Annotated in this window: 22 protein-coding genes and 1 tRNA gene; 11 read left to right on the forward strand and 12 right to left on the reverse strand. The window is 67.5% G+C overall.

Going from position 1 to position 23,771, the window contains the following annotated elements:
- Positions 1-12: 12 nt before the first annotated feature.
- From KEG57_RS06585 to KEG57_RS06615, 7 genes are read right to left on the reverse strand one after another with little or no spacing between them, the layout of a single operon-like run.
- On the reverse strand, positions 13-462 hold the full coding sequence (locus KEG57_RS06585; RefSeq protein ID WP_272417178.1) for a hypothetical protein: 450 nt from the start codon (positions 460-462) through the stop codon (positions 13-15).
- Entirely contained in the window at positions 459-851 is a 393-nt protein-coding gene (locus KEG57_RS06590) for a DUF4150 domain-containing protein (RefSeq protein WP_272417179.1), read from the reverse strand. The genes KEG57_RS06585 and KEG57_RS06590 overlap by 4 nt, the downstream gene beginning before the upstream one ends.
- A 36-nt stretch (positions 852-887) precedes the next feature.
- The gene (locus KEG57_RS06595; protein ID WP_272417180.1) at positions 888-1,292 is read right to left on the reverse strand and encodes a hypothetical protein; all 405 of its coding nucleotides are present in this window, start codon (positions 1,290-1,292) and stop codon (positions 888-890) included.
- 19 nt (positions 1,293-1,311) lie between these two features.
- Positions 1,312-1,962 (reverse strand): DUF3540 domain-containing protein, encoded by a 651-nt coding sequence (locus tag KEG57_RS06600; RefSeq protein ID WP_272417181.1) that lies wholly within the window; start codon positions 1,960-1,962, stop codon positions 1,312-1,314.
- Positions 1,963-1,985: 23 nt separating this feature from the next.
- Positions 1,986-3,035, reverse strand: a complete 1,050-nt coding sequence (locus KEG57_RS06605) for a pentapeptide repeat-containing protein (RefSeq protein ID WP_272417182.1) — start codon at positions 3,033-3,035, stop codon at positions 1,986-1,988.
- Positions 3,032-5,680, reverse strand: coding sequence for a DUF2169 domain-containing protein (locus tag KEG57_RS06610; protein WP_272417183.1), 2,649 nt, complete (start codon positions 5,678-5,680; stop codon positions 3,032-3,034). Before KEG57_RS06610 ends, KEG57_RS06605 begins: the two co-directional genes overlap by 4 nt.
- Positions 5,681-5,708: 28 nt before the next feature.
- Positions 5,709-8,132 carry a type VI secretion system Vgr family protein gene (locus tag KEG57_RS06615; RefSeq protein WP_272417184.1) on the reverse strand — a complete coding sequence of 808 codons (2,424 nt, stop codon included), beginning with the start codon at positions 8,130-8,132 and terminating at the stop codon, positions 5,709-5,711.
- A 138-nt stretch (positions 8,133-8,270) separates the two neighbouring features.
- Here KEG57_RS06615 and KEG57_RS06620 point away from each other — a divergent pair, with 138 nt between their 5' ends.
- From KEG57_RS06620 to KEG57_RS06630, 3 genes are all read left to right on the forward strand, one after another.
- The gene (locus tag KEG57_RS06620; RefSeq protein WP_272458279.1) at positions 8,271-9,593 is read left to right on the forward strand and encodes an amidohydrolase; all 1,323 of its coding nucleotides are present in this window, start codon (positions 8,271-8,273) and stop codon (positions 9,591-9,593) included.
- Positions 9,594-9,650: 57 nt separating this feature from the next.
- The gene (locus KEG57_RS06625; protein ID WP_272417186.1) at positions 9,651-10,028 is read left to right on the forward strand and encodes a hypothetical protein; all 378 of its coding nucleotides are present in this window, start codon (positions 9,651-9,653) and stop codon (positions 10,026-10,028) included.
- Between the two features lie 154 nt (positions 10,029-10,182).
- On the forward strand, positions 10,183-11,808 hold the full coding sequence (locus tag KEG57_RS06630) for an NHL repeat-containing protein (RefSeq protein WP_272417187.1): 1,626 nt from the start codon (positions 10,183-10,185) through the stop codon (positions 11,806-11,808).
- A gap of 12 nt (positions 11,809-11,820) precedes the next feature.
- Here KEG57_RS06630 and KEG57_RS06635 read toward each other — a convergent pair whose 3' ends face one another.
- A complete protein-coding gene (locus KEG57_RS06635) occupies positions 11,821-13,332 on the reverse strand; it encodes an anthranilate synthase component I family protein (protein WP_272458280.1) in 1,512 nt (503 codons plus the stop codon).
- Positions 13,333-13,435: 103 nt separating this feature from the next.
- Here KEG57_RS06635 and KEG57_RS06640 point away from each other — a divergent pair, with 103 nt between their 5' ends.
- Positions 13,436-14,122: a thioredoxin family protein gene (locus KEG57_RS06640; RefSeq protein WP_272458281.1), complete on the forward strand. Its 687-nt coding sequence runs from the start codon at positions 13,436-13,438 to the stop codon at positions 14,120-14,122.
- A 75-nt stretch (positions 14,123-14,197) separates the two neighbouring features.
- Here the strand turns inward: KEG57_RS06640 and KEG57_RS06645 are convergent, their stop codons facing one another.
- Positions 14,198-14,806, reverse strand: coding sequence for a response regulator (locus KEG57_RS06645; RefSeq protein WP_136930390.1), 609 nt, complete (start codon positions 14,804-14,806; stop codon positions 14,198-14,200).
- A 417-nt stretch (positions 14,807-15,223) separates the two neighbouring features.
- Between KEG57_RS06645 and KEG57_RS06650 the strand changes: the two genes are divergently transcribed.
- Positions 15,224-15,297, forward strand: a tRNA-Pro gene (locus KEG57_RS06650).
- 131 nt (positions 15,298-15,428) lie between these two features.
- Entirely contained in the window at positions 15,429-16,610 is a 1,182-nt protein-coding gene (locus KEG57_RS06655) for a 3-dehydroquinate synthase family protein (protein ID WP_272417190.1), read from the forward strand.
- Between the two features lie 56 nt (positions 16,611-16,666).
- Here the strand turns inward: KEG57_RS06655 and KEG57_RS06660 are convergent, their stop codons facing one another.
- On the reverse strand, positions 16,667-17,161 hold the full coding sequence (locus KEG57_RS06660; protein ID WP_272417191.1) for a hypothetical protein: 495 nt from the start codon (positions 17,159-17,161) through the stop codon (positions 16,667-16,669).
- A 512-nt stretch (positions 17,162-17,673) separates the two neighbouring features.
- On the opposite strand from KEG57_RS06660, the gene KEG57_RS06665 reads away from it, so the two are divergent.
- Together KEG57_RS06665 and KEG57_RS06670 are read left to right on the forward strand one after the other, a co-directional pair.
- The gene (locus tag KEG57_RS06665; protein WP_272458282.1) at positions 17,674-18,183 is read left to right on the forward strand and encodes a hypothetical protein; all 510 of its coding nucleotides are present in this window, start codon (positions 17,674-17,676) and stop codon (positions 18,181-18,183) included.
- An 80-nt stretch (positions 18,184-18,263) separates the two neighbouring features.
- Positions 18,264-18,779, forward strand: a complete 516-nt coding sequence (locus KEG57_RS06670) for a hypothetical protein (RefSeq protein WP_272458283.1) — start codon at positions 18,264-18,266, stop codon at positions 18,777-18,779.
- Between the two features lie 16 nt (positions 18,780-18,795).
- Here KEG57_RS06670 and KEG57_RS06675 read toward each other — a convergent pair whose 3' ends face one another.
- Entirely contained in the window at positions 18,796-19,338 is a 543-nt protein-coding gene (locus tag KEG57_RS06675; RefSeq protein WP_272458284.1) for a hypothetical protein, read from the reverse strand.
- A gap of 349 nt (positions 19,339-19,687) precedes the next feature.
- Between KEG57_RS06675 and KEG57_RS06680 the strand changes: the two genes are divergently transcribed.
- The 3 genes from KEG57_RS06680 to KEG57_RS06690 are packed head-to-tail and all read left to right on the forward strand — an operon-like array spanning position 19,688 to position 22,962.
- On the forward strand, positions 19,688-20,779 hold the full coding sequence (locus tag KEG57_RS06680) for a hypothetical protein (protein WP_272458285.1): 1,092 nt from the start codon (positions 19,688-19,690) through the stop codon (positions 20,777-20,779).
- 15 nt (positions 20,780-20,794) lie between these two features.
- Complete coding sequence (locus KEG57_RS06685) at positions 20,795-21,913, forward strand: hypothetical protein (RefSeq protein WP_272458286.1); 1,119 nt, start codon at positions 20,795-20,797, stop codon at positions 21,911-21,913.
- Positions 21,914-21,924: 11 nt separating this feature from the next.
- Complete coding sequence (locus KEG57_RS06690) at positions 21,925-22,962, forward strand: sigma-70 family RNA polymerase sigma factor (RefSeq protein ID WP_272458287.1); 1,038 nt, start codon at positions 21,925-21,927, stop codon at positions 22,960-22,962.
- A 59-nt stretch (positions 22,963-23,021) separates the two neighbouring features.
- Here KEG57_RS06690 and KEG57_RS06695 read toward each other — a convergent pair whose 3' ends face one another.
- Positions 23,022-23,465, reverse strand: coding sequence for a nuclear transport factor 2 family protein (locus tag KEG57_RS06695; protein ID WP_272458288.1), 444 nt, complete (start codon positions 23,463-23,465; stop codon positions 23,022-23,024).
- Between the last annotated feature and the right edge of the window lie 306 nt (positions 23,466-23,771).

The following is a 23,771-nucleotide window of genomic DNA, read 5'->3' on the forward strand; positions in this document are numbered from 1 at the left end:
GCGGATCCGCTTTCAAACCGAATGGCACGCGAAGATGTGCTCGACGGCGTCGACCAGGATTTGCTCCACCTGTTCCGCCGTGATGTCCGAGGGCGACGCGAATCGCACGAGGTCGAGCGCCGGTGGCCGCACCACGAGATACGCGAGCACCTCGGGCGCCGGCCTGCGCGTGATGACCACGAAGGCGACACGATCGTGCGCGTCCTTCGTCGTATTCCCGCCGATCCCGAGCACGAGCTCGATACTCGGCGTCTCCGTCGCACCGTCGATAGCGACGACCGCCGTGTGCCCTGCGCCTCGCAGCTCGTCCGCGATGTCCTCGAATACGGGCCGGAGGACCTTCTCGCGCACCTCGACGAAGGCCTCGTCGAAGGCGCGACGGTCGAGCGCAGCCTTCTCGCGTTGCCGCGAGGCGTATCGACCCGTGATGGTCGCGAGGCGATTCTTGTTTTGCTCTTTCACGGGCCGAGCAAGAGGACCTTCACCTGGCTCGGCACGATCGAGACACCAGGGCAATTGGTGGAGTTCGTGAGCGTCATGCTCGTCATTCGTGTCGCCGGGATTCCGCCGGCGAGCACCCGGAATGCCGCCGTCAGGTGCCGCGACGGCCCCATGACGATCCCCGACGCGACGCCCAGCGCGACGCCGGGGTTATCGCCGTTCGTGAGCGGCACCGACGTCGCCATGTTGTGGGCCGGCGTGCCCATGAAGAGAATGTTGTACGCCGCGGGCACGCCCATCGGCTGCGCCGAGATGTTTGGATACGGAATGGGCACCGGCGCGGGCGTCGGCGTGAGGCATACGTCGGGGAAGCCGAGCGACATGCCCATCATCTGCGAATTCGCGAACATCGTCGTCCTCCTCCAGCGCCGCGCGGCGACGCGCCGTCATCGACCGTCTGCGTAAATTCGGGCCCACGACTCGCCCGGATACACCCTCGTCCTGTCGTCCGGATCGATCTTGATGCCCACGATTTGCCCAGGTTGCAGGCGCGAAAGCGAGATGAGATCGACCTCCCATTTCGCGCTCGCCGGGTACCTCTCGCCGGAGGGCGCCTCCACGTCGAGGTGCACCTGAATTGCCGCCGCGCCGCGGCCCGGCATGGCCACGATCGTCTGGCTCTTCACGACGGCGGCGCGCGCGCCGATTCCAAGCGCCATGCGCGCGCCGAGCTCCGCCCGCTGCTCCGCGCCCATCTCCGCGGCCTGGTGCTCCCCTCGGACGAGGCGATACACGACGATACCCGCGACGAGCAGGATGGTGATCGGGACGAGCGCGACGAGAACCAGCATGCGCGACTTCCTCGCCACTCTAACCGATGTGGACCTGCGAGCCGTCGATCTTGGCGAGCTCGCCGCCCGAGACGATCGTCGTCTTGGCCTTCACGTTCACGGCCGCGGTCGCCGAATATTCGAGGTAATGGGCGCGCACCTGCTCCGACTCCGTGATGAACCGGTACGCGTTTCCGAGCCGTTGCACCCAGCGATCCGCCACGCTTTCGAGCTCGCGTGACACCGTCTTCACGCGGTCGACCTGCGCCGCGATCTGCTCGCCCACGTAATGCAGCGCGCCCACCGCGAGAGACGCGTCCGACGCGGCGATGCGCACCGTGCCCGACGCGATAGCGGTTTCTCCCGGCGAAACGACGCGCACGCCCTCCCCGGCCGTCACCGTCACCGTGCCTTCGGGCGCGCTGAGCTCGAGGTCACCGTCTGCGACGAGCCGCGTCGGCGCCTCGGCGTCGCGGTCCAGGATCGCGAGCACGTGGCAACCCTCGTCGTGGAGCGCGACGAGCACGCGGTCGCCGAGCGCCGGCGCGACGAGGCAGCTCACCGCGCGCCGCGCCTCGTGCTCGCCGGACCCGCACCGCACGCGGAACGTGCGGCCGAGGAGCGCGACGATGGTGCCGACCTCCTGCGTCGCGAACGATTGGACCCGCTGCCTGGCCAAGTTGTCTCGCATCGTCGTCTCCTTTGATCAGCCTATCATGCCTTGGGCTTCCAGCGCTCGGCCGCGCGGAGCTCCTCGTCGTCGCCGAGCGCGAGCGCCCGGTTCGTGAACAATGCGCCGCGCTCCTCCGTTTGATGGAATCGGGCGCGGAAGAGCTGCGCCTTCGAGAAATCGGCCTCCTCCAGGCGGGCGTACGAGAAGTCGGCATACGTGAGCTCCGCGCCGCGGAAACTCGCCTGGGGGCACTTCGCGCTCTTGAAGATGGCCTGGAAGAGGTCGGCCTCGTGCAGATCCGTCGCCGCGAGCGTCGCTTCGAGGAAGATCGACTGCCGCAGGACGGCCTTGGCGAGGCTCGCGGCCGACAGGTCTGCCTGGACGAACAGCGCGCGCTCCGCGGTGGCGCCGTCGAGCTTCGCGCCCCTTAGGTTCGCGCCCTTGAAGATCGCCTGCGTCAGGTTCGCCCCGCGGAAATCGCAGCGCGAGACGTCCGCGTCCGTGAATTGCGTCAGGACGAGGCTCATCTTCGACAGGTCTTGCCCCTCCAGGTTCGAGCCGATGAGCAGCGCGTTCTCGAGCTTCGCGCCGCGCAAGATCGCCGTCCGAAGGTCGGCCTTGATGAGCCCCGTCTGCTTGAGCAGCGCGCCCTCGAAGACCGCGCGCGCGCCGACGAAATCGACGAGCGCAGAGCGATCGAGCGTCGCGTCGCGGAAGCTCGTCTCGTCGGCCCGTGGCTTGATGAGGGCCGCGATCGTCAGGTTTGCCCGATCGAGCCGCGCGCCGGACACGTCGACGTCGACGAGGCTCGCGCCCACGAGATTCGCGTCCACGAGGTTCGCGAGCAGGAAGGTGCACTTGCTGAACGTCGTGTGCCGCGCTTGCACGCCCGAGAGATCGGCGCTCGACAGATCACATTCGCTGAAGAGCGATTCGGAGAGCTTGGCGCCCGCGAGCTTGGCGCCGCGGAGGCTGACCTTCTCGAACACCGCGCCCGAAAGATCGCGGCCCGAAAGATCGATCCCGGCGAGATCCACTCCCGTGATCGGCTCGGCGTTCTCGACGTTCGCGAGGACCTCTTCGTTCGTCATGAGCCTTGCCTCGGCGTGAACAGCGTCTGCCGCACGTAGGAGCCCGCGAAGCTCGTGCGGTCGTCGCCCTTCGCGTTCATCAGCGTCGCGCGGAAGAGGTTTGTCTGTTCGAACTTCGCGCCGGGAAGCTTCGCGTGAAGGAGCAGCGCCTCCATGAGATTCGAGCCCGTGAAATCCGCGTCCGTGAGGTCCGCGCGGATGAAACGAGCGCCCCGAGCGCGCAGCCCGCGCAGGCGCGCGCCTTTCAGGTTCGACTCTCCGAAGTCCGCGTTTTCGCAGAGCGCGCCGTCGAAGATCGCCCCCTTGAAATCGACCTCGCGCAGGTTCGCGAGCCGGAGGTCGGCGCCCGTGAAATCTGCGCCGGGCAAGGACGTCGCCGAGACGAGCCGGAGGTTCTGCGCGGCGGCCTCCCGAAAGGAAGCGCGCTCGGCCGAGAGCTCCACGAAGCTCGTCGCGTCGAGGTTTGCCCGGCTGAAATCGATCCCGTCGCAGGAGCACTGGAAGAACGTCGCTTTGCCGAGCTTCGCCCGCTCGAACCGCGCGCCCTTGAGGTTTGCCTTGAAGAACAGCACCTCCGCCGCCTCGACGCCCGAGAGGTCGGCCCCTTCGAGCACGGCCTCCATCATGTCGGCGCCGCGGAGCGTGACGCCCGCGAGCTTCGCCGACGAGAGCCGCGCCTTGTAGAACACGGCCTTCTCCAGGTTCGCCCCGGAAAAACTCGTCCCCTCGGCGAGCACTTCGCCGAGGTTCGTCCCGACGAGCTTCGCGCCGGCGAACTTCACGTCCGCGAGCGTCGCCCGCGTGAGCACCGCGCCCGAGAGATCCGAGCCCGAAAGATCACAGCCCGAAAGATCGGCGCGTTCGAGCAGCGCCTCGCGCAGGTTCGCCCCGGCGAGCGAGAGCCCGTGTAGATCCGCGCCGGTCAGATCGCAGCCGACGAGCGGCTTCTTCGCGGCAATCGCGGCCTCCACCTCGGCGCGGAGCCGCGCCTGATCCTCCGGCGACCGATCGGGCGCCGGCGGGAAGTGGTGCGCGAAGCCGCGATACGCGAAAAGCTGCATCTCCTCGATCTTTTCGAGGCTCTTGCGGAAGGCCGGATCCTCGATCTTCGCTTCGAGCTCCTCCATCGGCGTGCCGCCGTTCCGCGCGATGTCGGCGAGGTCCCGGAGGCGCTGGATTTCGAGCTCCGCGCGGAACGCGGGCGGGCCGCCGCCCTCGCGCTTCGCCTTTTCGAGCAGCGCGTCGAAATCGACCCCCTGCTTTTCACATTGGGCCCGGGCCTCCGCCATTGCGTCTTTGCGCTTCGCCTCGGCCTCTTCCTGGACCCTCTTCGATTCGGCTTGGAGCTTCTCGACGTAATCGGGCAGGTCCTCGATCTTCGGCGGTTTCTCCGGCGGCGGGATCGCTTTCGGCAGCGCCGCGTCCGGGTCCTGCCCGGCGACGCGCATGGCGAGCCGCGCCTTTTCGAGCTCCCGCTCGGCCCGCGCGTGTCCTCGCTTCTGGAGCATGTCCTCGCGCTTCACGAGCTCGTCCATGTCGCTCACGACCTCGTCCGGGAGCGCGGGCGCGTCGGGGTCGGGCTCGGGCATGAGGTCCTTGTCGCGCAGGCCGTAGAGATGACCTTTTTCCTTGTCGAGCCGGTTGCGGAGCGCGGCCTCGTAATGGTCGAGCGACTTCGGCGCCTCGGGCTTTTCGATCGCCGCGACCAAGCTCGCCACGTCGGCGGCGTCGTCCTCGACGGTCTGGAGCACGCAGCGGTACAGCGCGACGCCACGCTCGAGGTTCGGGAACAGGAGCACCGTTTCGAGGCGCGTCGGCACCTCGAGGAGCGGAGAATCACTCTCGGCCCGCTTCATCGAGGCGAAGCACCGGACCCGCAGCCGGGGCACGCGCGTCGATTGGCGTGGCTTCGTCGGGTGCATGTTCTCGATCGTGATCTCCTCGCCGCCCTTGAAATACCCGACGAGCCTCTGATCCTCGGGCGCGGTCTGGAACATCTCCGGATCGATGTCGCTCGCGAGGCCAGGGAAGTCCGTCTCCAGCCATTTCGTGCCGTACGTGCCAGCTTTCTTCGCGCGCTGGGGCCAGGTGATGTCGATCGGCCCGAAGCAGGCCGGCGGGGGCCGGTCGTCCGGGTGCTTGAGCAGGCGTTTCGGGTCCTCGAGGTGCGGGAGCCAATGCACCTTGGCCCCGTTCTCCTCCACGGGGGCGGCGCCCATTCCGATCGGGTTCTGCGCGTAGCTGGCGCCTCCGAACGCCTTTTCGTACGTGACGGGCATCTCCGTGATCGGCTCGGGCGGCGTGGGCCCGCCGAGCGTCCATTTTCGCCGGCCCACGACGACGATCGATTTGTCGATGTCGCCCATGGAGAGGCGCGCCTGGAACGCGGTCCGCGGCTGCCCACCCGGCGCATGGGCCTTGCCGTGGACGAGGACCTCGCCGCGCGGCTTGGGCAAACCCTCGTCGAGCGCGGCGTCCTTGCCGATCTCCTTCACGACCTTCTGCCACATCGCGATTTCGGGCAGCGGCCGATCGGGCGCTTCGAACGGGAAATATACGAGCAGGCCAATGCTCAGGCGGTTTTCGCGCCGCACCATGAGCATGCGCTGCACGACCGAAAGACGGAGGGGTTTGATGACGCGCATGATGGGAGGAGAGGGCGGGACGCCGCTTTCACATGAGCGTATGCACGCCCGAGAGGCTGAAGCGTACGGCGCTCGTGCCCATCCACGTGGGCATGTTCTCGATGGCGGCGGCCACGCCATTGACGCGCGTGGCCTTCGCCGTCACCTCGGCGGCGGCGTTGATGCAGAGCGACGCGCCGAACTTGAATTCCATTGCGACCGCGGCCGTCACGGAGAACTTGTACGCCGCATTGAACTCGGCGAACCCGCCGACCGTGGTCGAGACCTTGCCGCCGATGAAGTTCTCGTTGGCGATGCCGATCTTCGTGTCGCTCGTGATGCCCATCGTGAGCGAGATGCCCGAGCTCGAGTTGAACTTGATCCAGTCACCGGCCGTGTACTGATACCACTTCTGCGCGCCCTTCACGCTGATGTCGCCCTCGGACGTGATGTCGATGCCGCTCTTGGCATTGATCGTCATCTTTCCGGTTTTCGCATCGATCGTGATGTCGCCGCTCGCAGACTCGATCTTGATGTTGCCCTTGCTCAGGATGTCGGTCTTGCCGTTCTGCGTGTCGATCTTGGTGTTGTTCGCGGTGACCGTGACCGTGTAATCGCCCTTCGTGGTCGTGGTCATCGAGTTTTCCGGCACCTTCGTCGTCCAGGGCCCCTTCTTCACGGTGAGTGTATAGCTGCCCGTGTTCGCCTCGATCCCGATGCTATCGTGCGCCGCGATCCCGATGCAGCCGGCCTTGGGCCCGCCGTAGAACGTCCCCACGCCGAGCGACATGCCGCCCTTGATGTACGACTTCCAGTCGTTCGCGACCGTGACCGTCCAGGTCCCGCCGTTGTTCTCGCCCACCTTCTGGTCATAGTTCTTGCCGGCGTGCAGGAGCGTATTGTCGTCGGTGCGCACGATGAGCTCGTGGTCCTCGTTCGGTGAGCCCATGCGCACGTAGGAGTTCGAGTACGGCGTCGAGAGCGTGACCCGCTGCTGGCCGTTCTTGTCCTCGAGCTCGAGGCGATTGCGCCCGCCCGTCTGGATCACGTTTTTCGTGTGGTTGCCGCTCGTGACCGGGCTCGGCGTGAGCGCGTTCGGCACGACGCCCGAAATCACGGGCCGGTCCGGATCGCCGCCGAGGAAGCTGAAGACGACCTCGGTGCCCTTGCGCAGCGGGAAATGGAAGCCCTCGATGCCGCCGCCGTGCGGCTGCATCATGCGCACGAACGTGCTCGCCTTGCCGTCCTTCAGGTTCGTCTCGTCGAACTTGAACTTGACCGAGTACCGGCCATGGTCGTCGATCTGCGCGTACTCGCTGTCGGCCGGCCCGTCCACGGTGCCATTCTCGTAGCCGTAGATCCGCGGCCATTGCGTGCGCGACTCCGGCCGGAACTGCGTGCCCTCCGGGGTCGCCTCGACCTCGACGAAATACACCTCGTCGTGGTCCAGATCGAGAAGCTGCTTGAACGCCGACGCACCCGCGGCCTGGTTGCCGTGGTGGCGCACCTCGACCGCGAGGTAACGGGCATTGAGCGCCGCGCGCGGGTGCTCCTCGATCTCGAAGACGTGCCCGGCGCGCAGGTGCGAGCGCGTGCCGCGCGCCTGGTAGACGACCTCGCGCGCGAGCATCTCCTCGGCCCGGAGCTTGGCCAATCGCTCGCCCGCGGCGGCCGAGAAGAACCGCTCGCCGTAGAGGCTCACCTCGCCCGCGCCGTTCGACGAGACCTGCGCCGATCCGGTGATGGTGAGGTTTGGCCGGGCGTAATCGTAATCCTTGAGCTTGACCATCGACGGCAGCGTGCGGTGGCGGCTCGTGAACGCGCGGAACGAGGCCCCCGCGCTCCGATCCTGCCCGGTCTGCGGGTAATACCGCACGGGTTTGCCGAGGATGTCCTCCTCGTACGAGGAGCCGTCGCTGATGATGAGCTTCTCGCCCTCCTCGCCGTGGATGAAGTAATAATAGATGCCTTCGCGCTCCATCCAGCGCGAGATGAAATCGAGGTCGCTCTCCCGGTACTGGCAGATGTGCTCCTCCGTCTCGTAGGAGCCGAGGCGGAGCTCGTAATCGTCGCCGGAGAGGCTGTTTTCCTCGAGGATCGACTCGATCACCTCGGGCAGCTTCTTTTTCGTGAAGATGCGGCTGTGCTTCGAGAGCCCGAGCAGCCATAGCCGCGGGACGAGCACCGCGCGGACGAGCGATCGGCCCTCGACCGCGTGCAGGAGCTCGACGCTCGCCAGGATCCCGGCGAACACGAATGGAGGGAGGTTATCGTCCGCCCGGTCGATCACGAGCTGCGCCTTCGCGCCGATCGCGTCGCCGAGATCCAGCCCGTCGCCCTCTTCCCCTTCGAGCGACAGGAAAATCTCGAACTCGTACGTCCGGGAGATCGCCTCGACGCCGCGGAATGCGATCACGCGCGTCGTGTCCGGCAGCACGCTCGACGAAATGGTGATGAGGTCGGTCAAAGCCATGGCCCAGCTCTCCCGGGGATGACCCCCAAAGTCCTCGAAGCGCCGTCGAGACTAGCATCGTCCCTCGCGCTTTGGGATCACGAATGTTCGTTGTAGGATGCGCCACGGCGCTAGCGCCCGGAGCCCGGAGGAAGAGCCGTGAAGACGCTGATCAAGGACGTGGACATCGTGACCCTCGACGAAAAAGGCACGGTGATCCGGGGCGGCGCCCTCGCCATCGACGGCGCACATATCGTGGCCGTCGGAGAGGCGCCCGTCGAATTCGTGCCCGACACGACGATCGACGGCACGAACCACGTCGCCGTCCCTGGATTTTTTAACGCCCACTGCCACGCGTCGATGTCGCTCGTGCGCGGCTACGCGGAGGACCTGCCGCTCGATCGCTGGTTCAACGAGCGCGTCTGGGTCGCCGAATCCGCGCTCGGCCCCGAGGAAGTGCGCGCCGGCGCGCTCTTGGCCGCGTGCGAGATGATCCGCTCGGGCACGGTCGCCTTCAATGATCACTACTTCTACATGGACCACGTCGCCGAGGTCGTGGAAGCGTCGGGGATGCGCGCCTCGCTCACGTGGTGCCAGTTCGGGCTCGGCGCGGACAAGGAGGTCGGCGCGGATCTCGAAGGCGCGCTCGCGTTCGCGGAGCGATGGAACGGCAAAGCGGACGGGCGTATCCGCGCGATGCTCGGGCCGCATTCGCCCTACGTCTGTCCACCCGCGTTCCTGCGCGAGATCGCGGCGCTCGCGAAGGAGAAGGGCCTCGGCCTGCACATTCACATCGCCGAGAGCGAAGAGCAGGTGAGCCGCTCGCTCGCCGCGCACGGCGTGACGCCCGCGCGGCTGCTCGAAGAGACGGGCGTACTCGACGTACCGACGATCGCGGCGCACGCGCTCTACCTGAGCGACGACGACGTGGCGATCCTCGCGCGGCACGGGACGACCGTGGCGTATTGCCCGATCACGTACATGAAGCTCGCGATGGGCCCGGGCGACGTGCCGCGGCTGCTCCGCGCGGGCGTCAACGTCGCGCTCGGGACCGACGGGCCAGCGTCGAACAACGACATGGACATGAAGGAAGCCGTCCGCTTCCTGCCGCTGCTCCAGAAGCTCGCGTGCCGCGATGCCGAGGTGATCGCAGGCGACGCCTCGCTCCGCATCGCCACGCAGGCCGGCGCGCGCGCGATGGGTTTTTCCAAGGCGGGCGTGCTCGAAGCCGGGCGGCCGGCCGATCTCGTGCTCTTCGATTTCGACAAACCCCACCTCGTGCCGCGTCACGACCTCGTCGCGAACCTCGTGCACGCCGCGAAGGGCAGCGACGTGAGCCACGTGTTCGTCGCGGGAAACCTCCTCTACGCGAACGGGACGATCCTGACGCTCGACGAGGAGAAGATCCGCGCCGAGGCCGAGCGCGCGGCATTTCGCATGGTCTCCCGCGATTTGACCGTCCTCCGCGAATACCAGTCCTAGCCGCGCGGACCGGGAGCGGAATCACGCGTCGCGCGCCTCTTGCATCGGCCCGTCTTCATGAATGAACTGAAGACGAGGCCTGCGGGCGTCACCGTGGTGGCCGTGCTGATGGCGCTCAGCGGCGTGCTCACCGTGCTCTCCAGCGTCCCAGCCGTCACGGGCGCCGAGCTGCCGCCCTGGGCGATCGCGCTCGACGTAGCCGTCGGAATTGCCATGTTCGCCGTCGCGTGGGGCCTCATCACGCTGCGCGCCTGGGCGTGGGTGGTGACGCTCGGAATCCAGGCCGTGAACGGCCTCTTTGCAATCGTGTCGGTCGCGGCGGCGCCGGCCGCCTGGCCGGCGTGGATCGCCATCGTGATAGCGGCCGTGGTCGTCTTTTATCTGACGCGCCCGAACGTGCGCTTGGCCTTCGGCGTGGGCGCGCCCCGCATCTGATTTCATCTCCGGCATTTCCAAAAGATACTGCCGACCGGCCTCGACCGGTGTAGGCTCGGCTCTTCTGCGAATCGGCTATCGACGGAATTGTCGATGGCGTACCCGCAGGGAGGTCCGAATGCGCTTCCATTTCACCGCTTCCATTCCTGTTCTCATGCTCGTCACTGCTTGGGGCTTCGCCGGTTGCGGCGCGGAGCCCGGCGATCCTAGCCCGCAGACGAATTCCCTGGTCCCGGGCCCGCCGCCCGCGGTCCTCGGGCCGCCTGGGGACGAGGTCTGCGACGGCCTCGACAACGATTACGACGGCGAGGTCGACGAGGACGATCCGTCGTACGGCCTCGCCTGTGACACCGGCCAGCCCGGCATTTGCGCCGCCGGCACGCTCACCTGCGGCTACTACGCCGAGCTCGAATGCGTGCCCGATCAGGCGCCGCAGCCCGAGGATTGCAACACCCCCGAGGACGAGGATTGCGACGGCTTCGGCGGCTGCCCCGGCGGCACGCACGTCTGGAGCCGCGGGCTCCTCGGCGCAGGAGGGCAGAACTACAGTGCCGTGGCGACCGACGCCTCGAACAACATCTTCGTCGCCCTCGGCGCGAGCGGCAGCGTCGATTTCGGCAGCGGCCCGATCCCCATCACGGGCGGGATGGCCGTGGTCAAATATGACGCGTCCGGCTCTCACGCCTGGATGAAGCCCCTCTGCCCGAACGTCGGCGGCGCCAGTGGCGGAGGCGTCTACTCCCTCGCGACAGACGCGGCGGGCAACGTGTTCGCCGCCGGCATCTTCAGCGGCACCTGTGATTTCGGCACCGGACCCATGACGGTCACGGGACTCGGCTCCTTCGTCGTGAAGCTCGACCCCGCCGGCAATACGTTATGGGCGCGACCCTTCACGGGGGGCTCGCACGGCGGCAGCGTCGCCGTGGACGCGACGGGCAACGTCTATTACGCGAGCCACAGCGAGCTGCCCTTCGACTTCGGCGCGGGCGCGCTCACCGGCGCCGATAGTGACGTCGTCCTCGGGAAGTTCGACGCGGCGGGCAACCTCGTCTGGGGCAAACGGTACGTCGCGACGAAATCGCAAATGCTCCCGGTGATCGACGTCGATGCCTCGGGCAATGTCATCCTCGGCTTCGTTTACAGTAGCTCCGCCGACGTGGGCACGGGCGCGTTCCCTGGCTCGGGCGCTGAGATCCTCCTCGCGGAGATCGACCCTTCGGGGAGCACGGTATGGGCGAAGAGCCTCGGCGGCCCGTACGACCAGACGTTGTCCTCGCTCCGCGTCGATCCGAGCGGCGACCTCCTCCTCGGCGGCCACTTCGTTTACCGCGCGAACTTCGGCGGGCCGACGCTCAACGGCATCGACAATTCCGACGGGTTCGTCGTCAAGCTCGGCCCGACGGGCAACCACGTCTGGACCAAGCGCCTCGGTGGCCCGAATCATCAGGAGCAGGTGCAGCTCGACGTGGACGCCGCCGGCAACATCAGCGTCGCCGGCAGCTACCAGGGCAGCGTCGATCTCGGCCTCGGCTACGTCCCCGGCTCCTCCACGACGACGTACGACGTCTTCGCCGCGAAGCTCGATCCTTCGGGCGCGACGCTCTCGGCCGGGCATTTCGGCGACAGCGGCGAGCAGCGGCTCGGCGGCCTCGCCGTCGACACCGCCGGGAACACCATCCTCGCGGGCGTGCTCTACGGCGGCTCGATCGACTTCGGCGGCGGGCCGCTGAGCGCGTACCTCACTAGCGGCGACGCTTTCCTCGCCAAGCTCTCGCCCTGATCGAGAGAGCCCTCAGTTCATCGCGCCCGGCTCGCCCGAGCCCCCTCCACCGTCCTCGTTCGCCTTGGCTGCTGCCTCCGCTGCGGCGGCCTCGGCCTTCTTCCGCTCCGCCTCCTCACGCCGCTTCTGCAGCGCCGCGGCCTCCGCCTCGCGCCGCTCGACCGCGTCCTGGGCGCTCCGGATCGCCGCCAGCGCCGCGCGCGCCTTGATGCGCGTCTCCTCGGCCTCGCGCAGCGGATCGCTGTCCGCCACGATCCCTGCGCCCGCCGTCACCTCGAAGTCTGCCCCGCGCGCGATCACCGTGCGGATCGGGATGGCGAAATCGACCGTTCCATCCGGCAGCACGTACCCGATCGCGCCGCCGTACACGCCGCGCGGACCTGGTTCGAGCTGGCGGATGATCTGCATCGCCCGCACCTTCGGCGCGCCCGAGAGCGTCCCCGCGGGCATCGCCGAGCGCACCGCGTCGATCGGCGACTTGTCCTCCGCGAGCGCCCCTTCCACCTCGCTCACGAGGTGCATCACGTGCGAGAAACGCTGCACGCGCATCTCGCTCGTCACGGACACCGACCCTGGCGCGGACACGCGCCCCACGTCGTTGCGCGCCAGATCGACGAGCATCACGTGCTCGGCGCGCTCCTTCGGATCGGCCACGAGCTCGCGTTCGAGCGCCTCGTCCTCCTCCTGCGTCGCCCCGCGCTTGCGCGTCCCCGCGATCGGCCGGAGCGTCACCTTTCCGCCGGACACACGCACCATCGTCTCGGGCGACGCACCCGCGATCGCCATCCCCTCGGCGAACGGCGTCTCCGCGAAGTCCAGGAAGAACAGGTAAGGCGAGGGCGAGAGCACGCGCAGCGCGCGGTACACGTCGAACGCGTCCGCGTTCCGCATCGGCGCGCGGAACGTTCGAGCCAAAACGATCTGCAGGCAATCGCCCGCCTCGATGTACTGCTTCGCCTTCGCGACCTTCGCCGCGTACGTGTCGTCGTCGATGTTCGGCTCGGTGAACAGCGCCTCCAGCGTCGGATCCGGCGACGGCAGCGGATCGAGCTCCGGCCCGTGCGTCATCTCCCAGGCGCACCGATCGATCGCGCCCTTCGAGCGCCCTGCGATCGTGAGCGTCTGCTGGAGGTTGTCGAACACGACCACCGTGCAGTCGCGCATGAGCCTTCCGCTCATGCCCTCGTTCGGCCACGGCTTGATGCCGTTCGCCACGTTGGCCGCGTCGTAGACGAGGAAGCCGACGAGCGCTTGCGAGAAGCGCGCGGCGAGGCCCTCGGCGTTCTCGAGCTCGGAGGCGTCACTGGCGAGCAGCTCGAGCGCGTTTGCGCCCGGCGGGTAGGCGTGCTCGGTGCGCGCGCGGTAGCCGAGGATCGAGTAACGCCCCCAGCGCTCTCCAGGCAGCACGGATTCGAGCAGGAACGACGAGCGACCGACGGATTGCGCCCGGAGCGCGTTGTATGCGCGGACAGGCGTGACGTGATCGGCGGCGAGGGTCCGGGTCAGGATCTGGCTCTGGCTCACGCGCGAGAGCGTACACCGAGCGAGCATGCCTTGCCCCGTGGATTCAGGCCTGCGCGCGCGCCTTGCTCTCGTGCGACCGGGGCGGCATCGTGTGCGCCTCGCGATGCGCATTTCGGTGAAGCACCTGTTCACGCTGTCTGCGTTCGTCCTGCTCACGGCGTGCGGCGGCGCGCGCTCCTATCCGAAGGATGCGCGCACCGTGATCGTCTCGCTCGACAAGCTCGATTGCAGCGACTGCGGCGACGGGATCGCCCGGGACTTGCGCGAGCGCCCGGGCGTCTACGACGCTCGCTTCGATCGCCGCAAGGCCGAGGTGCAAGTCGTGGCTGCGCCGAACGTCGACGTGTTCACGGCGGTCCGCACGCTTGCCGCCGAGGACGGGTTCGAGGCGATCCTCGGTGCGGGCAAGGGCCGCTACCTCGAACATGTACCGTTCCCCGAAGGCGCGGACGTGCGCATGGTCGTGGAGGACGGAAGCGACGTACCGGACCTCGCGCCGCATCTCGCGTCGGGCAAGGTCACGGTCGTCGACTTCTCTGCGGAGTGGTGCGGCCCGTGCCGCCAGGTGGACGAGCACATGGCGAAGGTGCTCGGCGCGCGCACGGACGTGGCGTACCGGCGCCTCGACGTGGGGGACTGGGACACGCCGCTCGCGAAGCGCTACCTCGCGAACGTGCCCCAACTCCCGTACGTCGTCGTGTACGACAAGCGCGGCGTTGCGATCGACCGCATCGCCGGCGTGGACCTAGCGCGGCTCGACCGCGCGATCATCAAAGGTTCCTCGCCCTAGCCTCTTCTCCTCGGAGAACGCGGCTTTTCGCCCCCTCTCCCGCCAGGGAGAGGGGGTTGGGGGTGAGGGAGTCTGTCAGTACTGCCCGAAGAGGTCCTGGATGCGGGACTCCAGGGCGACCGCGATCTTGTAGAGCGACGAGATCGACGCGCTCGACTCGGCGCGCTCGATCTGCGAGAGCAGCGACACGCTGAGCCCTGTGCGGCGAGCCATCTGCTTCAGCGTCAGGTCCTTCTCCTTGCGGAGGTTTCGGATCGTGTCGCCGATGACGCGGTGCAGCTGCTCTTCGGGTGTGCGCGCCAGGCCCTTCTTGCGCATCACCCGGGCGAGCACCTCGCGGAACTCGTCCACGTTGAAGGGCTTTTTGATGTAGTCGACGGCGTCGAGCTTCATCGATTGCACGGCGCTCTCCAGGTTCGGGAAGCCCGTGAAGATGACGACCGCGATGTCGGTGTCGACCTTGCGGATGCGCTTGAGCACCTCGATGCCGTCGAGCTTGGGCATCATCAGATCGAGGATGATGAGGTGATACCCGCCTGTGCGGACCTCTTCCTCCACGGCTGATGGATCGACCAGGGTCTTCACCTGGTATCCATCCCGTTCGAGCAGCGTCTGCATGTAGTCGCAGATGGCTCGGTCATCGTCCACGATCAGGATGCGAACTGCCGGAAGCTCGATTGCCACCTTGTCCTCCTATTCGCGGCCACATCGACTGGGGGTTTGGGGGGTGCGCTCGACCCGTCGAGCGCACCCCCCAAACGTGGAAAGAGCTCTCGTCGACGCCCGAGGTTTTCGCCCGGACCGCCGGGCTACTTCCTCGAACCCCCCCCTGGAGTCGCCGCATGTTCGGCCTGGGGGGGCTCTGAGCGCCCCCAGGTCTCGCCTCGATTCCAGTAGCACTTTAACACGAGCCCGGCTGCTCCTGGATCGACTTTTTTGCTTGCGTTTCAAGATTTTTCCGCCCATCCGACGTCCCCGGCGGACGTGAGGGCGCCCAGGGCGATGGCCGGTCGGATGAAATCTCTGCTCGACAGGACTTGACAGAAGCGCCCGGTGCGAGCATGGTCCGCCCCCACGTCGGTGGCGAAAGCCCGCGGCGTACGGGGCGTAGCGCAGCCTGGTAGCGCACTCGGTTCGGGACCGAGGAGTCGGAGGTTCAAATCCTCTCGCCCCGACAAGACTAGAAACGAGACAGTACAGCAATCCCCGGTAGGCCCTGCCTCCCGGGGATTGTTCGTTTGTGCTCACGATCGCGCTCGACGGGTCGGTACGCCGCATGCAGGCGTGCTCACTCCCGGAGAGCGCTGTGATTGTCCACGTCAGAGCCTCGGCATCGTCGTTCGAGTACCCCGTCTGCTTCACGAGCGACGTGTTCTCGCCGATGAACCGTGACTTGCTCCACCTCATCGTCCGGCGTGAGCCCGACGTCCGGCACCGCGTTGCGGCCATCGTCGACCGTGGTGCGCTCGCTGCCCAGCCCGAGCTGAATTTGCACATCGAGCGGTATGCCCGGTGTCACAACGACGTGTTGGATCTCGTGGCTCCGCCGATCGTTCAGGGCGGGGGCGAGAGCATGAAGGACGACGCGACGTTACCTGCGCGCCTGCAGGCGTACGTCCACGCCCTGGAGCTCGATCGACGTTCGGTCCTGCTCGTCGTGGGCGGTGCGTCGCTGCTCGACCTCGTGGGCTTCGCCGCGTCGATGGTGCAGAGCGCGCCGCGCGTCGTCCGCGTGCCCACGACGACGCTCGCGCAGGCCGGACCCGCGGTGCTGCCGAAGAGCGCCATCAACGCGTTCGGCGCGAAGGACTTCCTGTGCACGTTCCGCCCGCCGTACGCGGTCGTGTGCGATCGACGCTTCGTCGAGACCCAGAAGACGCGCGAAAAGGTCTTCGGCCTCGTCCAGGCCGTACGGGCTGCGCTCCTGTGGGACGCGGAGCTCTTCGGCTGGATCGTCTCGCACGCGCACCGGCTCGCCTCGGGCGAGCGCGACGCCGTCGCGGAGTTGCTCCAGCAGAGCGCGGCCCTGCACGCCGACCTCGCGGCGACGGCGCCGCACGAGGACATCTACGGTCCGGAGGGACCGCTCGCGTTCGGGGCGTGGTCGGCGGACCGGATCGAGCTCCACACCGAGCGGCGCATCCGGCAGGGCGAGGCGCTCGCGGTGGGCATCGCACTCGACACGACGCTCGGCGCGCTGCACGGGACGAACACGGAGGCGGAGCGCGAGGCGATCCATCGGCTGCTCGAGCGGCTTGGTCTGCGGCTGTGGCACGACACGCTCGGCAATGTCGACTCCGAGGGGCGGCTCTTGCTCCTCGACGGGTTGTCGGAGCGATCCTTTGGCCGGTCGCCGCGCGTGCCTTTGCTGCAGGGGATCGGCAATGGCGTGACGCCGCGCGAGCTACGCGAGGACGTGCTGCGTGAGGCCATCACGCGGCTGGCGCATCGGGATGCGCATCGGGCGCATGCGTTTGCGCTGGCCTGAAAAGGGGACGGCGGCGCGCGGGGGAGAGGGCGCCGCCGTTCCACTCCTTGCGTGGGTCAGCCGGTGGGGGCCGCGGGCTTTACGGCCTCGGCGTTCTTGCGCCGGGTCTTCGCGGCCTTCTCGGCGACCTGCGCGTTGTACTTGATGGTCTTCTCGAATGCCGCGAGGAGACCTTTGTCTCCGCCGCGGCGCGCCGTCGACTTCGCGGAATCGACGATCGCGGCGATGTCGTTCTCGCGCTCGTGCACCTTCTTCGCGCGTGATTCCCGGACGACCTCGAGGGCCTTGGCGAGCACGAGCTCGTGGGCGGCGAGTTTGTCGATCGAGGCATTGGAATCGAGAAGGCGCTGATAGACCTTCGGCGAGATGCCGGCCTCGTCGCCGAGCGCCGGCACGCTGGTGGCGAGCTCTGCGAGGACGTCGGCGAGGCCGTCGTGCTCGAAGCGGAGGTGGCTCATCGCGCCCGGGGCGAGGTCGACGAGGTCGGCCTCGCAATCCTTGAGGGAGAATTCGAGCGGACCGGTATAGGGCTTTGCAGCTACATTGGACATCGCGATACCTCTTTTGCAAGGGTTGCGGGAGAAGCGGGAACGTAACCAGGGGAATCGAGCCGTCGAGGGGCGGGCGTGATTCAGCACGAAATGGACGGTGAGGGTCGGTGAAGTCGTCGGGAGGGGTCGACGATGTCGTCGGGAGGGGTCGACGATGTCGTCGAGATGGGTCGGTGAAGTCGTCGGGGGAGGTCGACGATCACGTCGAGCGGGCCCGCGGGATCGTCGGGCGGGTCGACGAGAGCGTCGCGGCCGGCGACGAGGTCGAGGGGGCGGGCGGCGAGGGCGTCGGGGGGAGGGGACGACGGCGCCGGGCGGGTCGACGATTGCATGGGGAGAGAGCGAGGAGGGCGTCGGCGAGGACGAGGTCGTCGTCGGATTGCACGATGAATTCGTGGAGGGGCGCGTCGACCGCGTGGAGCGGGTCGGCGATTGCGTCGAGGCTCGCCGCGGAAACGTTGGCCCGTTGCGTTGCGCCCTCGTAGGTTCGCGGGGCGGGCCGGAGGGTGAGGATGCGGGCGCTTGGGATCGGGGTGCTGGTGGTGGGGGTGGTCTTGTTCGGGGGCGGGTGCTCGGAGGACAAGTGCAAGAATCCGAAGATGGCCCAGATGGACTACAGGGGACAAAGGGTCGAGGGGCCCGCGGTCAAGTGCAACGCGGTGTTGACTTGCGAGAACTATGGAGGGCGTCCCAACACGGTTGTGGTGCTGAAGGGGGTCGAGGATCCGGAGGTCGTCGACCAGGGGTCTTGGACCGAAAATCGGTGCATAGATGAGCTTCGCCGGGCGGGACGTATTCGCCCGTATGCCGACTGCACGGCCACGTTCTCACTCGCGCCCATCTGCCTGGACGTGGACGCCGCAGCGGGCGGACCTGGTCCGTCGCCCACCGGCGAGACCTTCATCACCGTGGGTGTGGGCGTCGGCGCAGGCAGCGGCGATTACTGGTCCGATGCGCAGGGGGCAGGCGGCGCGGGGAGCGCCGGGGCCTACCCCGGCGATGAGGGACAGGGCGGGATCTGAGGGATGGAGACGAGCACGCTCGCGTTCGCGGACCCTGTGGTGTAGCGTCCACGCAACGGAGCGACGAAGGGGATCACCACATGAGACGCCATGGAATCGCGATCATCACCATCGCCGCCGTCGCCTTCCTGAACCTCGGCTTGGGGTCGCGCGCGGATGACTGGCATCCGCCAAGCTCGGAGTCCTGTACGACGGACCTCGGGTTCGTCTTCGACTGGTGCGACAGCCGAGCCCATTGGCCGTGCGGCATCCAGGACGAGTACAGTGCCGCCTGTCAGGCCGGCTGTGTGATGCGCTTCTGCCCCGAGCAAATCACGTGCACCGAGCTCGACCCGATGTGGTGCGGGACCCCCTGTGAGGATCCGAGCGGCGCCACCTTCTGGCGCAACGCGATCATCGCCACGGAGCGTTGCGAACACCTTTCCGGTGACGCGAATGGCGACGGAGTATGGGATTCCCACGACTTCTGGCCTTGGCAGGATTGCAGGCAGGCAGTCATGAAGGAACGATGCCCCGCGATTCGTACGCGGCGCGAGCGCTTGGAACAGCAAGCGCGCGAGGGCGCTTCTCAGGGTGGGGACGACTCGGCCGAGTAACGCGCCTGCCGGTTCCTTATTTCGCGCCCAGCGCGCGACGCGTAGGTGAGGCAGGGCGGGAGGGGAACTCATCAGAGTACACCGAGAAGGCAGCGCGGACCCGCTCGTCCCAGTCCGTATCGACGAGCGCGGGGCAGAGGTGCTCCACCTGGGCCCAATAACATGCCGTGAACGCTGCCGGGTCAAAGGGTTCATCGCGAGTGGCGATCGTCTTGTAATTGCAGCGCCAGTCGGCTGTGTGGAGCGTGTACCAGAACGCCGCACCATCCATGTCGTCGCAGGGCGCGCACCCGACGGGATCGTCGTCCACACATGCGGCCTCGTCCGGGCAGATGTGGCTCACGCACGCGACCTGGCAGGGAACCTCGAACTCCTTCGAGATCCCTGTGCACAAACCCAGTCTGATGTCCTGCGTGCACGTTTCGTACAGGTCGGATAGTTCATCCCCTTCGCAAAGCTCCTCTCTGGGAACTTGCCGGTCCCCCCGGTACGCCCCCATCCCCGCGGTGACCATGACGGCGATGGCGACGGTGGCGGCGAACCTTTGACGACGCTTCATGACGTGCTCCCTTCTTTCGGAACCCTACACCACCCCTCGCGTGCCGTGAACGAAAAGTTTGTCCCCGGGCTTGACCGTCGAGTTTGTCCGCGGTAAGTATCCCGGCCGGCGCGGGGTCGTGTGCGTGGTTGGCCAGGCGGCAGGGCTCCGCGCCGGTTCTCTTACCTGGGACCAACGAAATGTTTGTCCGGGGGCCTGCCGGTCGCATCCTCCCACGATAGGCCCGAATTCGGGGACCGGCGCGGAGCCGCTGTCGTTCGAGCCCAGACGGGCGATACGGCTCCGCGTCGTCTCCCTGGACGAACCCCCCTTGCGGTCCCGGCCAAACTCGGGCAACGTAGGGTTCGTCATGATAGAACGGGTCGTTGCTATCGCCGCCGCATGCGCTGTCCTGACGCTCTCGGGCAAACCCGCCGCCGAGGTCCCTCCGCAGATTGCGTTCCGCCTGGATTACCAGGCCAACCTCCCCGGACGCGGATGTCCGAATGCGGACGAGTTTGGCCTGATCCTCGCGGGCGAGTTCGGATATCTGCTCGTCCGTGACGATGCGGCAGCCACGCTGCGCATCGAGACCCGGACGAACGGCAGGGGGATCGAGGCCGAGCTTTCCGCGCCAAACCCAGCGGGGGAGGGGGAATGGCGGCGGGTGATCACGAGCCAGGACTGCCGGGAGCTCGTTTATGATGCGGCGACCCTGATCCGGATCCGGTTTGGCCCGGGCGGGTGGGAAGGGGAGGAGCCGCCGCCGTGGCTCCTGGCGCCGCCCCGGTTCGAGGTGGAGCTTCCCGAGCTGAGGATGGAGATGCCGCCGGCCTTCCTGGACTCGATGGCGGGGGAGCCGTCGGAGGCGCCGCTGACGCCGTGGGAGGGGACGGCGCCGTTGTGGGCGCAGCGGGCGCCGGCCGCAGAGGAGAAGACGCCGTTCCAAGTGGAGGCGGCGCTGGGAGCAGCCCTGACACCGTACGGATTGCCGAGCGTCGCGCTCGGAGGAAACTTGTTCGCTCAAGCTCGCTGGGCTCGCTTTGCCATCGGGGGTGATATCCGCGCCGTGACGACGCTTTCGTCCGATATTGGGGACGGTGATCTCCAAGGCCGGGTATCGCTTTACACGTTCGCCGTTCTTCCGTGTGTCGTCACGCGCCACATCGACTTCTGCGCCATCGGTAGCGGTAGCCTGATGAGGTTCGATCTGGAAGCGCCCGCAGCGCTCCAACGTGCGGACGCATCATCCGCCGGCTTCGGTCTTCGGCTCGCCCCGCGCCTCGCGCTGTCGAGTGTGTTTTCGCTCGTGGGGTATGTGGATGGCACGATCGAGACCCGAAAAATCAACTTGCGCACATCCGGGAGTAACGAGCCAGGCGTTCTTCCGCCACCGGATTGGATATCTCCAAATATCAGGCTTTCGCTGGGCATCGCGCTCAGCGCCAATCTTCTGCAATGAGCTATGGAGGAAACGATGATGTACCGACCTCGGAAGACGCATGGTCTGTGTGTCCTTGCCGTTCTTGTCGCAGCGATGGTTGCTTCCTGTAGTGAAGGGGACGTTTTTTACGACTATTATGACGCTGGTACGGGCGGCCAAGCCCCCGACGCCGGCACCGACGCCGGCGACGAAGAGGATGCCGGCCCAAGTAGCAGCACGGGGCCCTGCGATTTCCCCTGCGACGGTGACGTAGAATGCGTCCCCCTCCACCCCGGCGGAAGCTTCGGCCCCGTCCTCGTCTGGATCGGCCCGAACGACGGCAGCGCGCCGGATTGCCCGCCCAACGCGCCCGTCGAGCAATTCGTCTGGTTCGCGGACCTCGTCATTCCACCCAAACAATGCGGCCCGTGCTCCTGCGGCCCCTCGGACGGCACCTGTTCCCTCCCCGAGACGATCACCGCCCACGCCGCCCCCTGCACGCCGCCCGAGGGCACCGCCGCGACTCCGCATGATCCCCCCGCCGCCTGGGACGGCACCTGCGCCGCGGACAATGCGATCGCCGCGGGACTCTCTTGCGGCCTGGGAACTCCCTGCGTGCAATCCGTGACCATCGGGCCGCTCGGCAAAGAAGACATCGGCTGCGCCGTGATCGACAAGACGGGCGCCACCACGACCGCCCCGCCGAAGCCTTCGTGGAGCCGCATGGCTCGCGTCTGCGAGGGCAGCGCCTTCGGGAAGTGCGAATCGGACGAGCATTGCGCCCCCAAGCCGCCCCCTGACTTTCGGCAGTGCGTGTACCTGACGGGCGAGCACGCTTGCCCGGCCGAGGGGTACGTCGAGGCGTCCGTCGTCTACGAATCATACAAGGACGAACGCACCTGCACCGCCTGCACCTGCGGCGCGCCGGAGGGCAGCTTCTGCTCTTCGGACGTCTCCATCTTCGCCGATGCCGCCTGCACCACGTCCCCTTTGATCGCCAGCGCATGGTCGGACGGTCCGAGGTGCCACGACGTCGTCCCCAAGGGCCGCGCGCTCGGCGCGAAGACGGCCTCTCTGCCCGTGTATCACGCCGGTTCCTGCGCTGCCGCGGGCGGTAACGTCGTGGGAGAGGTCGCGCTCGCCGGCCCCCACACCCTTTGCTGTCTGGTTTGATCGAGGTCGCCATGGACGAACGCGAATTCGCAAGAGCCCTGGAATCGCAACGGACCAAGCTGCAAGCTTGGCTCTCGCGCCGGTTCCTCGCCGCTGATGTGCCCGACCTCGTGCAGGAGACGCTCCTCTCTTGCTGGAAAAAGCGCGAGGAGTACGACCCTACCAAGGAGATCGGGGGCTGGGTGCATTCCCGGATGCGCACGGTGGCCCACGCCCACCACAAGCGCGCCCAGGTGCGCGAGCGGGCCGCGCCGCTCCTCCACGAGGACGATGTTGCCCCGTCCACCCCCGAGGGCGACGTTTCGATTCACGAAACGGATTCGCTCCTCCACCGGTTCCTGGACTCCCTGTCCGCGCAGGAGCGCGAGATGGTCGCGGCGTGGTTCTTCGACGAGCTCTCGATTCGCGAAGTCGCCACTTCGTTCGACCGTACAGAAGACGCCGTCGACGCGGCCTTGCGGCGCGTCAACCGGAGGATGCGCGAGGCGCTCCAGCGCGTCGGCGTCGAGGACGCGCGTCGGGGCGCGGTGCCGCCGTTCCTCGTCGAGAGGCTTGGCGCCGCGGAGGTCGAGGACGACACGCAAGGCGAGCGGCCGACGCCCGTTTCGACCTCCATCCCGGCCGCCCTTCCGCCTGCAGGGCCAACCACGGCCGCATGGGGGCCATGGACGCGCCGCTTTGCGGTCGCCGCTGGCATCGTCGCCCTTCTCCTCTATCTGCTTTCGCGGAGGGAGTCGCCCTGGGCGAATCACTTCACGCTCGTGGTGCCCGCTCTGCGGCCGGGGGCAGGTGTGCTGCCGCTCGTGACCGACCCCATGCAGCCAAGCCCGACCGTCGAGCCGCCGCCCTTCTGCCCCCCGTCCCCGCCCCCGCCGCGCACGCCCCCTTGTCCGGCGGCCGATACGCACAAGAACGCGGGGCCGCGTTCGCTCGGGCGCGCCGCCGCGACGGCCCTCGACCGAGGCGACAAGAAGAGCGCCACCGAGGCGTGCCGTTTGGCCGGTCCCGATAACGTCTTCTGTCGCGAGCTCCAGAGCCTCCACCCGTAGCGCGCAAGGCGCCGCGGGTGGAGCGGGCCGACGAGGTGGTCGTGGCTCTGCGAGGCTCTTCAGGGCAGGTCGGAGGGGAACGGCTGGGCCGTGACGCTCGTGCCGGCGCGGAGGTAAAGGAGATCGAATCGACGCCGGGTGAACCGGAATCCGCTCGCCGTCCGCACGTAGTCATCGCTGTAGACGCCGCCCACATACGTGTCGACGTTCTCCTTCACGCCGAACTCGCTCAGGTACCAGCGCCCCGTGGCCCGCTGCGGGTGCGTGTCCGACACGAGCACGACGGTGCCGGAGTGGACCGCCTGAACGATACCGCTCCAGAGGCTCAGGATGTCGGTCAGGAACGTGATGATGTTATCGCGGCCGACGATGTGCTGAGAAAAGCCGGGGATGTCGAGCACCGCGTCCGGCGTGAAGAGGTGGGGCATTTCATCCATTGCCTTGCGGTTCACGCAATCCGCGAACCTGGCGACGAGTTCGTGGATCTCGAACTTTTGCCTCATAGGAGCATTTTTGGACATGGGTCACCTCATGACATCCGATGTTGACGTCCATCCCGCGGCGCCGACGCGCATGACCATCCGCGCGGTCATGCGCCATCCAGAAACGGGGCCGGCGCGCGCGAGATATCGATAGGATAGCACCGTCCAGGGCGGATGCTGCACATTGCGCACGCGGTCCCAGACATTGGTCGACCTAGATTCTGTTGACGACTCCCGCCCATCCGAAATCGAGCGCGCATTCCCCGCCGTGGACGACGTTTGATCGTTGCAATGGGGCCTCCAGAGGATGGGTCCTCGAGCTCCGGT

The organism is Polyangium jinanense, assembly GCF_028435365.1.

Bases quoted from the DNA above. Each gene is read 5' to 3' on its own strand.
- KEG57_RS06590 (WP_272417179.1), bottom strand. From the start codon at position 851: ATGTTCGCGAATTCGCAGATGATGGGCATGTCGCTCGGCTTCCCCGAC.
- KEG57_RS06595 (WP_272417180.1), bottom strand. From the start codon at position 1,292: ATGCTGGTTCTCGTCGCGCTCGTCCCGATCACCATCCTGCTCGTCGCG.
- KEG57_RS06600 (WP_272417181.1), bottom strand. From the start codon at position 1,962: ATGCGAGACAACTTGGCCAGGCAGCGGGTCCAATCGTTCGCGACGCAG.
- KEG57_RS06605 (WP_272417182.1), bottom strand. From the start codon at position 3,035: ATGACGAACGAAGAGGTCCTCGCGAACGTCGAGAACGCCGAGCCGATC.
- KEG57_RS06610 (WP_272417183.1), bottom strand. From the start codon at position 5,680: ATGCGCGTCATCAAACCCCTCCGTCTTTCGGTCGTGCAGCGCATGCTC.
- KEG57_RS06615 (WP_272417184.1), bottom strand. From the start codon at position 8,132: ATGGCTTTGACCGACCTCATCACCATTTCGTCGAGCGTGCTGCCGGAC.
- KEG57_RS06625 (WP_272417186.1), top strand. From the start codon at position 9,651: ATGAATGAACTGAAGACGAGGCCTGCGGGCGTCACCGTGGTGGCCGTG.
- KEG57_RS06630 (WP_272417187.1), top strand. From the start codon at position 10,183: ATGCTCGTCACTGCTTGGGGCTTCGCCGGTTGCGGCGCGGAGCCCGGC.
- KEG57_RS06640 (WP_272458281.1), top strand. From the start codon at position 13,436: ATGCGCATTTCGGTGAAGCACCTGTTCACGCTGTCTGCGTTCGTCCTG.
- KEG57_RS06660 (WP_272417191.1), bottom strand. From the start codon at position 17,161: ATGTCCAATGTAGCTGCAAAGCCCTATACCGGTCCGCTCGAATTCTCC.
- KEG57_RS06665 (WP_272458282.1), top strand. From the start codon at position 17,674: ATGCGGGCGCTTGGGATCGGGGTGCTGGTGGTGGGGGTGGTCTTGTTC.
- KEG57_RS06670 (WP_272458283.1), top strand. From the start codon at position 18,264: ATGAGACGCCATGGAATCGCGATCATCACCATCGCCGCCGTCGCCTTC.
- KEG57_RS06675 (WP_272458284.1), bottom strand. From the start codon at position 19,338: ATGAAGCGTCGTCAAAGGTTCGCCGCCACCGTCGCCATCGCCGTCATG.
- KEG57_RS06680 (WP_272458285.1), top strand. From the start codon at position 19,688: ATGATAGAACGGGTCGTTGCTATCGCCGCCGCATGCGCTGTCCTGACG.
- KEG57_RS06685 (WP_272458286.1), top strand. From the start codon at position 20,795: ATGATGTACCGACCTCGGAAGACGCATGGTCTGTGTGTCCTTGCCGTT.
- KEG57_RS06690 (WP_272458287.1), top strand. From the start codon at position 21,925: ATGGACGAACGCGAATTCGCAAGAGCCCTGGAATCGCAACGGACCAAG.
- KEG57_RS06695 (WP_272458288.1), bottom strand. From the start codon at position 23,465: ATGAGGCAAAAGTTCGAGATCCACGAACTCGTCGCCAGGTTCGCGGAT.